The organism is Streptomyces sp. ADI95-17, assembly GCF_003846175.1.
Taxonomy (GTDB): Bacteria; Actinomycetota; Actinomycetes; order Streptomycetales; family Streptomycetaceae; genus Streptomyces; species Streptomyces sanglieri.
Window position 1 is genome coordinate 1,191,481 of the sequence record NZ_ML123044.1, and the last position, 11,122, is coordinate 1,202,602.

Genomic DNA, 11,122 nt, shown 5'->3' on the forward strand with positions numbered 1-11,122 from the left:
GAGGGGATGCACGACCACGGAACCTCGCACCGCTCACGAGACCGCACTGTGATGCTTGTCGCTCCGGCTCCGCCCGGGAGTTGTACGGAGAGGGTTCAGGGCGTCACACGATAGGAAGCGACGGCTTGTTCGTAGATGTCCGAAACCTTGTCGCGCCGGTTCTCCGGGCCGATGACCTGGACGACGTGGTAGCGGCCCTCGACGACCATCACCAGATTGCGGGCGTACACCTCACGCCCCGACGCGTCCTGCCAGGTGAACTGCCCCTCCGCCATGGCCTGTCGCCCGACGTCGATCCGGCGCAACCCGCTCGACCCCGACCAGCTGGAGTCGCGGAACGGCTGCAACTCCAGCTCCTTGTCGGCCTGGTAGGTCAGCGGGTCGTCACCGTTGGCCTTGACGGTGTCGCGGCCCGGGACGATCAGCAGACTGAAGCCGTCGCTGCCGTAGCGGATCTGACGGTCCGCGTTGGCGGGGCTGCGCTGCCAGCCCTTGAGCACACCGACCTCGAAGCCCTCCTGGTCCTTGCGCAGGGTGTAGCCGGGGGCGAGCGCGACCGCGGAGCGGCTGGTCTGCGGCTGCTGGGCGGTGGGCGATCCGGAGGAATCCTGACCGCCGGAGTCCCCCGTGCCGGGATCCGGCGAGCCGGATGCCGAGGACGCCGGGCCGGTGGAGCCGCTGCCCGGTTCGTCGTCCGACCTGGGCATGAACATCACGGCGTACGCGACGGCGGCGGCGAGGGCCAGCAGGATCAGCACCAGGAGCAGCCGCCCGAGCCGCCGCGGCGCCCGTCCCTCGCCCTCATGGGGGCGGGGCGGGGTGCGCAGCGCCTTGGGGACCTTGGGCTCCCGCGGCGGCCTGGTGGGGACCCGCTCCGCCTTGGGCCGGTCGAACCTGTCCGGCGCGTCGAACTTGTCCGGCCCGTCGAGCCTGCCCGGCCTGTCGAGCCTGCCCGGCCTGTCGAGCCCGTCCTGGCGGTCGAATCCGTCCTGTCGATCGGGGATGCTCCGGCGGTCGGGCTTGTTCTTGGTGTGGCGGTGGCGGCCATGGGTCGCGTTGCGTCCGCGGCGCCTGCGGACCAGCTCGCCGCGACGGCGCACGACGGGGAGCCGGGCGGTGTCGGCGGACGGCAGGGGTACGACGTCCAAACCGGCCTCGGGCTCGGGCGCCGACCGCACCAGGGAGCGCAGCCAGCCGCTCAGCTCCTCGAAGTCCGGCCGCTCGGTGGGGTCCTGACGCAGCAGGGACTCGACGACGGGGCGCAGCGGACCGCACTCCTCGGCGAAGGCGGGCGGCTCCCCGCACACCATCTGGACGAGCTCGGCCGCGTTCTCCTCGGGGTAGGGGGCGTGGCCCTGGACAGCGCGGTAGAGCAGCGCGCCCAGCGCCCAGAGGTCGGTGGCGGGTCCGATCGGCGGCGCCAGCCGCCAGTTCTCGTGGACGGGGCCGGCCTGCTCGGGCGCCCAGCGCTCGGTGACCGCGCCGACCACGGCGATCCGGGTCTGCCGGGCGCGCTCGGCGGCCAGCGGGGTGGCGGGGCCCCGGTAGACGGAGTCCGTACGGCCGCTCCCGGCCGCCTCGTCCCAGCGGCCCGGCTGTTGCGGCGGGGCCGTCCGGTGCGCGGGCAGTGCCGGGGAGTCGCCGTGGCGCCGGGCGTCGGCGCGCAGGGCGTCCTCGCCGGAGCCCCCGGCGGGAACGGGACGACCGGAATCGGGGCCGTCGCTCCAGGAACCGGTGAGATGCAGCCGCCGCGGGGGCGGATAGCCGTCCTCGTCGTCGTCAGCGCCCTCCCCGTCGCCTCCGTCGCCGTCGTGGGGACCGGGCGCGTACGGGTCGTCGGCGTACCGGTCCTTGGTGTACGGGTCGTCGGAGTACGGGTCGTCGGCGGCGCGGCTCCAGGGGGCGGCGGACTGCGGACGGCTGTGGTCCGGGCCGGACGGGCCGGACGGGTCGGACGGGTCGGACGGGTCGGACGGGTCGGACGGGTCGGACGGGTCGGACGGGTCGGACGGGTCGGATGCGTCGGTGAGGTCCAACGGGTCCGACGGGCCGGTCAGGTCCGTGTCGTGCGGCCGTGCGGAGCGCTGTACCGGCAGGCTTCCGGTGTCCTCCGCGTCGCCCGCCTCGGCGCGCCGCCGGTCCTCGCTGACGCGTGCGGCGGCGCGGGCGCCCTCGCGGTAGGCGACGATGGCTCCGGCGCGCCCGGCCCGCAACTGCGCGGCGTCTCCCGTGCCGCCGCGGGGAACGTCGTCGGCGTGGGAGGCATCGGCGGCGTGGTCGCTCTCGTCGTACGGATCGCCGCCCCCATGCGGACCGTCGCCCCCATGCGGACCGCCGTCCCCATGCGGATCGTCGTCCTCATGCAGATCACCACCCCTACGCGGACCGCCGTCCCTGTACGGGTCGTCGTCGTACGAGGCGTCGTCGTACGAGGCGTCGTCGTCATCGGTGGGCGGGGTGCCGGCCGGCCGGCCCGTCTCGATCGCCGCCGGGCCGCGTGAGGCCGGGACCTCGGCCGGAGAGGGCGGCAGGGGCGGCAGGGGCGGCGCGAACACGCCCGCAGAGCCCGTACCGAGCGCCGGTCGGCCGAACCCGGCCTCGTACCCGCCGCCCTCGTACCCGTGGTCCCGCTCGATCCCGTACCCGCCGCGGCCGTCGTATCCGCCCTCGTATCCGTCCTCGTCCTCGTCCTCGTCCTCGTCGATCTGCGGTGTCGTCACATAGCCGCAGAGCGCCTCCTCCGCCGCCCCGGCCGCCAGGCCGGTCAGCACGACGCGGCCGTCGTCGCAGATCAGTACCGTGCGGACGGTGATGTTGCGGTGGGTCCAGCCGTGGGCGTGCAGCACTCGCAGCGCGGTCAGCACGTCGGAGCCGATCTCGGCGGCCCGGAAGGGGTTGAGCGGGCGTTCCGCGAGCAGGGAGGCGAGCGGGCGGGCCGCGACGAGTTCGCTCACGATCCAGAGCGATCCCGCCTCGGCGAACACGTCGAAGACCTGGTCGAGCCTGGGGTGGTCGGGCACCTGGGCCGCCGCCTGCGCCGCTTCCACGGCGCGCCGGACCGCCGGGTCGGCGGGCATCCGCACGGCCCCTCCGGTGGCCCGCCGGGCCGCCGGGACCGGATCCTCGGCGTCGAGCACCTCGGCGTCCACCACCTCGGGCAACGGCACCTGCCGGACCAGGACTTCCTGTCCGCTATAGGTGTCGAACGCCCGGGTCTCGACCGTTTCGTACGCATCGTCCGGGGGCAACGGAAGGCGGTAGCGGTCGGCAAGTACCCGACCCGCATAGTCGTCCACGACGCCTCCCCAGAGCGCGCTGTACCCCCGGCCATGAAAAACCGCACCGATCCGTCAATTGCGGTCACCTACCGTGCAATTGACCCACCGTTCCGGCTGCGTACGGTCTTCAGGCTCTCACGATACGTGGCAAGCGCCTGCCACGCGGCCGGGTCGGCGCATCCCGGCCCTTTCCGCCCACGGATCAGGCGGTGGGCCGGAACGTTCAGTCGACGGGCTTGAACGTGTCGAACGCGGCCTTCCGCATCGTCCGGCACTCCGCGCTGTCCCACTCATCGGCCTTGCAGCTGATCATGATCGCGTAGCCGTGGTTGCCGTCCACCTTGAAGCCCCGGTTGATCACCCGGACCGGCTGGCCCTGCTGGGTGCGCTCGAACTGCCAGTCGGCGACGGTCGGATAGCCCTTGTACTGGACCTTGTTTATACCGAGGTGGTGGTAGCCGTTGCTGCTGGCCGCGACGGCGGCCTTCGCCGCGTTCCAGGCCGCGGCGGCGTCACCGCCGGGCGAATCGGTGTAGTCGACCTGGATGCGCGGGAAGCCGCCGTCGACGTTGTAGATGGCGCCCGAGTTGATGCCCGACACCTTGTCGAAGCGGAACTTCTCGGGCATGGCCATCGAGAAGTGGAATCGCTTGTTCGTGACCAGCTTGAATCCGGCGGGAAGGGCGTCCTCCGGCTTGTCGCCCTTCGAACCGCCCGACTCCTTGCCGGTCTTGTCCTTGCCCTTGCCCTTGTCCTGCCCCTGGCCTTGGCCTTGGCTGCCGTTCTGGTCCTGGCCCTTGCCGCTGCCACCGCCGTTGCCGCTGTCGGTGTCCGCGGAACCGCCGGCCGTCGTCGAGGACCCGGCCGAGGTGGACTTGTCGCCGTTGCCGCCGCCCTTGCCCGTGTCGTTCTCGTCGCCTCCGCCGAGCGTGAGCGCGAGGACCGTGCCGAGCACGGCGAGCACGATCACGGCCGCAATGATCGCCAGCGTGCGGCGCGGCACCACGTCCGTGATGGACGCCCGGGGCGGGGTGGCCGGGGACGTGGCCGGGCGCGGCGGCGGCACGGCGGCGGAGGCCGTCGCGGCCGCGGGCTTGGCGGGGGTGCCCGTTCCGGCCGTCGAGGCGGTGGCCGTTCCGGCCGTCGAAGGGGTGGCCGACGGGGGTGCCGAGGGCGGGGGCGGCGTGGTGGTCGCCGCCGCCGCGGCCGGTGCCGCCTTCGCGTTCCGTACCGAGCGCAGCGCGCCGCGCAGCCGGTCGCGGGTGCCCTCGCCCTTTTCCGCGGGCTTGGGGGTCGCCTTGGCGCGGGGTTCGTCGACCTTCCCGGGCAGCGCCATGATCTGGGTGGCGTCGGCGGGCGGCACGACCACCGGGTCCGGCTCCTCGGGAGCGTGGATCACGTCGTTGAGCAGGGCGCGGGCGCCCGCGTCGTCGAGCCGCTGCTCGGGGTCCTTGGCGAGCAGGCCGTATATGACCTCCTCCAGCGGACCGGCGTTCTTCGGCGGGTCGAGCGGCTCGGTCATCACCGCGGTCAGGGTGGCGATGGCCGAACCCTTGTCGTACGGCGGGGAGCCCTCGGTGCTGGCGTACAGCAGTCCGCCCAGCGACCAGAGGTCGGCGGGCGGCCCCGGCTTGTGGCCGCGGGCGCGCTCGGGCGAGATGTACGAGGGGGCGCCGACGAGCATGCCCGTGGAGGTGACCGAGGGGTCGCCCTCGACCTGGGCGATGCCGAAGTCGGTGAGCACGACCCGGCCGTCCTCGGCGATCAGCACGTTGGACGGCTTCACATCGCGGTGCAGGATGCCCTCGCGGTGCGCCGAGCGCAGCACGTCGAGGATGGCGAGGCCGACCTCGGCGGCGCGCCTCGGCGTCAGCACGCCGTCCTCACGCACCGCTTCGGCGAGGGACTTGCCCTCGATGAGCTCCATCACGATCCACGGCCGGTCGTCCTCGTCGACCACGTCGTAGACCGTCACCGCGCCGTTGTTGCGGATCCTGGCGATCGCCTTCGCCTCGCGCAGTGTGCGCGTGATGAGCCGGCGCTTCTCGTCCTCGTCGATGGCCGAGGGGAACCGCAGTTCCTTGACCGCGACCGTGCGGCCCAGCGTCTCGTCGACAGCACGCCAGACCGTGCCCATACCGCCCCGGCCGAGCACCTCCCCGAGCCGGTACCGCCCCGCAAGGAGGCGTCCCTCCTTGTCCCGTTGGGGCTCCCGTGCCTGCTCCGCCTCCGACATGCGTCCCCTCTGCGATCAACCCGCCCTGGCAGAGCGTTCATTGTCCCTCACCCCGGCGCCGGTCATGGTGCCGGGTCCGCAGGCCCGCCATGATGTGCCCCGAGGAAGGGAATCCCCGCCATGCCGATACTCAGGGCGCTGTTCGCCGCCCCGTTGCTGCTGGCGCTGCTCGGCCTGGCAACAGTGCCCCTGCCCAGCGAACCACACCTCACCCCCGCGGCCACCTACCTCCCCCGGCTCGTCGCCGAAGGCCGGGCACCCGCGGCGGCGCTGCTGGCTCACCGCCCCTCCACCGCACCGTACGACACCTTCCGCTCGGCAGGCCCCGGAATCCGACGGGCGGACCGGTTCCGGGCGGGCAGCATCACCAAGACGTTCGTCGCCACGGTCGTGCTCCAACTGGCCCGGGAACGCCGGCTGCACCTGACCGACACGGTCGAGCGACTGCTGCCGGGGCTGGTGCGCGGCAACGGCAATGACGGCCGCCGCATCACCCTGCGCACCCTGCTCAGCCACACCAGCGGCCTCTACGACTACACCGGTGACCCATCCGCCCACCCCCTCTCCCCCGCCGCGGCGGTCCGCGTCGCCCTGGCCCACCGCCCGACGAACGCCCCCGGCCGCTACGCCTACTCCAATACCAATTACGCCGTACTCGGACTCGTCGTTCAACGGGTCACCGGACACGACTACGCCACCGAGATCCGCAACCGCCTCATCACCCCCCTCCGCCTCAAGGGCACTTCCCTCCCGGGCTCCCGGATCTCCCTGCCCGCCCCGCACGGCCGTGCCTACACCCGCGATCCGGCCGACGGCACCCTGCGCGACGTCACCGCGCTGGACCCCCGCACGGCGGGTCCGGCCGGCGAGCTGATCTCCACGCTCGACGATCTGAACCGCTTCTACGCGGCCCTGCTGGGCGGCCGTCTCCTCGCGCCCGCCCAGCTCGCACTCCTGCTGAACACCGAGTCCACGCAGGGCGTCTACGGCCTGGGCATCTATCCGCAGAAGCTCTCCTGCGGCACCACCGTCTGGGGGCACAACGGTCATATCGCGGGCAGTTACGTCCGTACCGCCGCCACGCGCGACGGCCTGCACACCCTGACGTACCGCATCGACACGGACACTCTGGCCGACGCGGACACCCTCGAAGCCGCACTGCTCGAAGGGGAGTTCTGCCCCGCGGCTCCCGGGGGCAGCCCTTAGACAGCCCTCAGATCGGCACGATGTCCGGGGCCCCGAGCCGCGCCGCGTCCGCCGTGAGGTCGTCGGGCTGGCGCTGCGACTCCCGCTCCGCCTGCACCCGCTTCTCGTAGTGCTCGACCTCCCGGTCGATCTGGCCCTCGTCCCAGCCCAGCACCGGCGCCATCAGCTCCGCGCAGAGCCGGGCACTGCGCGTGCCCCGGTCGAAGGTCTCGATGGAGATCCGGGTCCGGCGGGTCAGTACGTCGTCGAGGTGGCGGGCCCCCTCGTGCGAGGCGGCGTAGACGATCTCGGCCTTCAGGTAGTCGTCCGCCGAGGGCAGCGGCTCGCCCAGCACCGGATCGACGAGGATCAGTTCGAGCAGCTGCTCGGTCGCCGAGCCGTACCGGTTGAGCAGGTGCTCCACCCGGGCGACATGGAGCCCGGATCCGGCCGCGATCCTCGCCCTGGCGTTCCACATCGCCGGGTAGCCCTCCGCCCCCAGCAGCGGGATCTCCTCGGTGACGCAGGCCGCCACCCGCTGGTCGAGGCCGTGCACCGCCTCGTCCACGGCGTCCTTGGCCATCACCCGGTACGTCGTGTACTTGCCGCCCGCCACGACCACGAGGCCCGGCAGCGGGTGCGCCACCGTGTGCTCGCGCGAGAGCTTGCTGGTCGCGTCGGACTCACCGGCCAGCAGCGGGCGCAGCCCGGCGTAGACGCCCTGGACGTCGTCCCGGCTCAGCGGCGTGGCCAGGACCGAATTGACGTGTTCGAGCAGGTAGTCGATGTCGGCGCTGGACGCCGCGGGATGCGCCTTGTCGAGATCCCAGTCGGTGTCCGTGGTCCCGATGATCCAGTGCCGTCCCCACGGGATGACGAAGAGGACGGACTTCTCGGTCCGCAGGATCAGGCCGGTCGAGGAGTGGATGCGGTCCTTGGGGACGACCAGGTGGATGCCCTTGGACGCCCGGACGTGGAACTGTCCGCGCTCCCCGATCAGCGCCTGGGTGTCGTCCGTCCAGACCCCGGTCGCGTTGACCACCTGCTTGGCCCTGACCTCGTACTCGCCGCCCGCCTCGACGTCCTCCACCCGGGCGCCGACGACCCGCTCGCCCTCCCGGAGGAAGCCGATCACCCGCGCACGGTTGGCCACATGTGCCCCGTATCCGGCGGCGGTGCGCACCAGGGTCGCCACATAGCGGGCGTCGTCCATCTGCGCGTCGTAGTACTGCAATGCCCCGACCAGGGCGTCCTTCCTCAGCGCGGGGGCGACGCGCAGGGCCTGGCGGCGGGAGAGATGGCGGTGCACGGGCAGGCCGCGGCCGTGGCCCGAGGACACCGACATCGCGTCGTAGAGCGCCACGCCCGAGCCGGCGTAGAGCCGCTCCCAGCCCTTGTGCTGCAACGGGTAGAGGAACGGCACCGGCTTCACCAGATGCGGGGCCAGCCGCTCCAGGAGCAGCCCGCGCTCCTTCAGCGCCTCGCGGACGAGCGCGAAGTCGAGCATCTCCAGATACCGCAGCCCGCCGTGGATCAGCTTGCTCGACCTGCTCGATGTGCCCGACGCCCAGTCGCGGGCCTCGACCAGGCCGGTCGAGAGTCCTCTCGTCGCCGCGTCCAGCGCCGTACCGGCGCCGACCACGCCCGCCCCCACGACCAGCACGTCCAGTTCGCGCTCGGCCATCGCGGCCAGCGCCTCGGCGCGCTCCGCAGGTCCCAGTGTCGCTGTCCTCACTGCTGCCTCCCGGGTAGATCGGGGTGGTCCGGCACGGGAACCGACCCGGCCCGGCGGGCGGTGCGGCCCGTGCCCACCTCTCGATTCTGTCCGTCGTCCACGACTTCGGCCACCGCCTGTGGACAACACCAGGACGACAGGAGGCCCGCAATGCGACATATAGGTCATATTTAAGCCTAGTGTGACATTGCGCTGTCCACAGCGGTTGCGCTTTCTGCCCTCATGGTCATAGTCCGACCGGGAAGGACGGCCCATCCACATGCCCGCAGACCTCGCAGTCATCGGACTCGGCCACCTCGGCCTGCCCCTCGCCCAGGCCGCCGTGGCCGCGGGCGTGCAGACCGTCGGCTACGACACCGACCCACGCGCCTGCACGGAACTCTCGGCGGGCCGCACCCCCGTCGAGGGATCGCTCACCGCCTCGGAGATCCGCCGGATGCTCTCGGGGGGCTTCCGGCCCACCACCAACCCGGCCGAGCTGGGCCGGGTCCGTACCGCGGTGATCTGCGCGCCCACCCCCCTCGGCGCCGACCGCACCATCGACCTCACCGCCGTCGGCGACGCGGCCCGCGCGCTCGCCGCCCGGCTGCGTCCGCACACCACCGTGCTGCTGGAATCGGCCGTGCCGCCCGGCACCACCGAGAACTACCTGCTGCCGCTGCTCGAAGAGGGCTCGGGACTGCGCGCCGGCCGCGACTTCCACCTGGCCTGCTCCCCCAGCCGCCTCGACCCCGGCAACCGGACCCACGTCCACTCCAACACCCCCAAGGTCATCGGCGGCCTCACCCCCGCCTGCACCGAGTCCGCCGCCGCCTTCTACGGCCGGCTCACCGACAAGGTCGTCCGGGCCCGCGGGCCGCGCGAGGCCGAGATGACCAAGGTCCTGGAGACCAACTTCCGGCACGTCAACATCGCCCTGGTCAACGAGATGGCGGTGCTCTGCCACGACCTCGGCGTCGACCTGTGGGACGTCATCCGGTGCGCCGAGACCAAGCCCTTCGGCTTCCAGCCGTTCCGCCCCGGCCCCGGCGTCGGCGGCCACGGCGCCCCCGTCGACCCGGGCTACCTCCCGTACAACAGCCGCACCCCCGGCCGTCCCCTGCGGATGGTCTCGCTCGCCCAGGAGATCAACGACCGGATGCCGCAGTACGTGATCCAGCGCTGCGCCACCCTGCTGAACGAGCACGGCAAGTCCGTCCGTGGAGCCCGGGTGCTGCTGCTCGGGGTCACCTACAAGCCCGACCTCGCCGACCAGGAGGGCTCCCCCGCCCGGGAGATCGCCACCCGGCTGATGGACATGGGCGCCCAGATCGGCTACCACGACCCGCACGTCCTGGACTGGCGGGTGCGCGAGCTCCCCGTCCCGCGCGCCGACTCGCTGTACGAGGCGGCGTCCAGCGCCGACCTCACGGTGCTGCTCCAGCACCACCGGACGTACGACCTCCAGGGCCTCGCCGTGAAGGCCCAGCTCCTCCTGGACACCCGGGGCGCGACCCCGGCGGGGGCCGCACACCGGCTGTAGCACCTCTCCCCCAGGATTTCGGTAGGCGATGTCACAGGCTGCTGCTAGCCTGCGGCGTCACTTCTCGCACAGTCGTGCGCTTCCGTCCCAGGGGGGATATCAACATGAGCCAGCCCGTGCCGCCGCCGAACCAGCCGCACGACGCCCAGCCCGGCGGCAACCCGTTCGCGGGCCAGCAGCCCGGCGCCCCGACCGGCAACCCCTTCGCCGGCCAGCAGCCCGGTGACCCGAGCGGCAACCCCTTCGCCGGTCAGCAGCCCGGCATGCCGTTCGCCCCGCCGGCCCCGGCACGCAACAACCTCGGCCTCGGCCTGGCCGCCGGCTTCGTCGCGGCCGTCGTCGCCGCGGCCATCTACGGCGCCATCATCGGCGCCACCAAGCACGAAATAGGCTACGCGGCCGTGGGTGTCGGCTTCATCGTCGGCTTCGCGGCGGGCAAGGTCGGCGGCCGCAACCCCGTGCTGCCGGTCGTCAGCGCCGTGCTCTCGCTGGTCGCCGTCTACTTCGGCCAGCTGCTCGGCGAGGCGATGATCGCGGCCAAGGAACTCCCGGTCACCGTCTCCGAGCTCTTCTTCGACCACTTCAGCCTGCTGAACGAGGCGTGGAAGGCCGAATCGGACTTCATCTCGTACCTCTTCTTCGCCGTCGCGGCGGTCGCCGCGTTCTCCGGCGCCAAGAAGGCCGGCGAATAGTCGCCGAGCGCCCCGCACACACGGGAGGGCCCGGACCGCGGCTGCGGTCCGGGCCCTCCCGTCATGTCCGTAACACTCAGCGGCGGTGCTGCGAGTCCGCCACCGTGACCTCGACGCGCTGGAACTCCTTGAGGTCGCTGTACCCCGTCGTCGCCATCGCCCGGCGCAGCGCGCCGAAGATGTTCATCGAGCCGTCGGGGGTGTGCGAAGGACCGGTCAGGACCTCCTCGGTGGTGCCGACCGAGCCCAGGTCCACCAGCTTGCCGCGCGGCACGTCCTCGTGGACGGCCTCCATGCCCCAGTGCCGACCGCGGCCCGGCGCGTCCGTCGCGCGGGCCAGCGGGGAGCCCATCATCACGGCGTCCGCACCGCAGGCGATGGCCTTGGGCAGGTCGCCGGACCAGCCGACGCCGCCGTCCGCGATCACGTGCACGTACCGGCCGCCGGACTCGTCCATGTAGTCACGGCGGGCGC

7 protein-coding genes are annotated in these 11,122 nt (G+C 72.6%); 3 read left to right on the forward strand and 4 right to left on the reverse strand.

Annotated elements, in window-relative coordinates:
• Nucleotides 1-95: 95 nt before the first annotated feature.
• Together EES42_RS05195 and EES42_RS05200 are read right to left on the reverse strand one after the other, a co-directional pair.
• Entirely contained in the window at nucleotides 96-3,296 is a 3,201-nt protein-coding gene (locus EES42_RS05195; protein WP_124716884.1) for a protein kinase, read from the reverse strand.
• 205 nt (nucleotides 3,297-3,501) lie between these two features.
• Nucleotides 3,502-5,514 carry a serine/threonine-protein kinase gene (locus EES42_RS05200; RefSeq protein ID WP_124716885.1) on the reverse strand — a complete coding sequence of 671 codons (2,013 nt, stop codon included), beginning with the start codon at nucleotides 5,512-5,514 and terminating at the stop codon, nucleotides 3,502-3,504.
• Nucleotides 5,515-5,634: 120 nt separating this feature from the next.
• Here EES42_RS05200 and EES42_RS05205 point away from each other — a divergent pair, with 120 nt between their 5' ends.
• Nucleotides 5,635-6,720, forward strand: coding sequence for a serine hydrolase domain-containing protein (locus tag EES42_RS05205; RefSeq protein WP_124716886.1), 1,086 nt, complete (start codon nucleotides 5,635-5,637; stop codon nucleotides 6,718-6,720).
• Between the two features lie 7 nt (nucleotides 6,721-6,727).
• Here EES42_RS05205 and EES42_RS05210 read toward each other — a convergent pair whose 3' ends face one another.
• Nucleotides 6,728-8,434 (reverse strand): glycerol-3-phosphate dehydrogenase/oxidase, encoded by a 1,707-nt coding sequence (locus EES42_RS05210; protein WP_124716887.1) that lies wholly within the window; start codon nucleotides 8,432-8,434, stop codon nucleotides 6,728-6,730.
• Nucleotides 8,435-8,693: 259 nt separating this feature from the next.
• Here EES42_RS05210 and EES42_RS05215 point away from each other — a divergent pair, with 259 nt between their 5' ends.
• Both EES42_RS05215 and EES42_RS05220 read left to right on the forward strand, forming a co-directional pair.
• Nucleotides 8,694-9,956, forward strand: a complete 1,263-nt coding sequence (locus tag EES42_RS05215) for a nucleotide sugar dehydrogenase (RefSeq protein WP_124716888.1) — start codon at nucleotides 8,694-8,696, stop codon at nucleotides 9,954-9,956.
• A gap of 104 nt (nucleotides 9,957-10,060) precedes the next feature.
• Nucleotides 10,061-10,648 carry a hypothetical protein gene (locus tag EES42_RS05220; protein WP_124716889.1) on the forward strand — a complete coding sequence of 196 codons (588 nt, stop codon included), beginning with the start codon at nucleotides 10,061-10,063 and terminating at the stop codon, nucleotides 10,646-10,648.
• Nucleotides 10,649-10,724: 76 nt separating this feature from the next.
• Here the strand turns inward: EES42_RS05220 and EES42_RS05225 are convergent.
• Nucleotides 10,725-11,122 (reverse strand): IMP dehydrogenase (locus tag EES42_RS05225; RefSeq protein WP_206433372.1); only part of this gene is annotated, 398 nt, incomplete at its 5' end.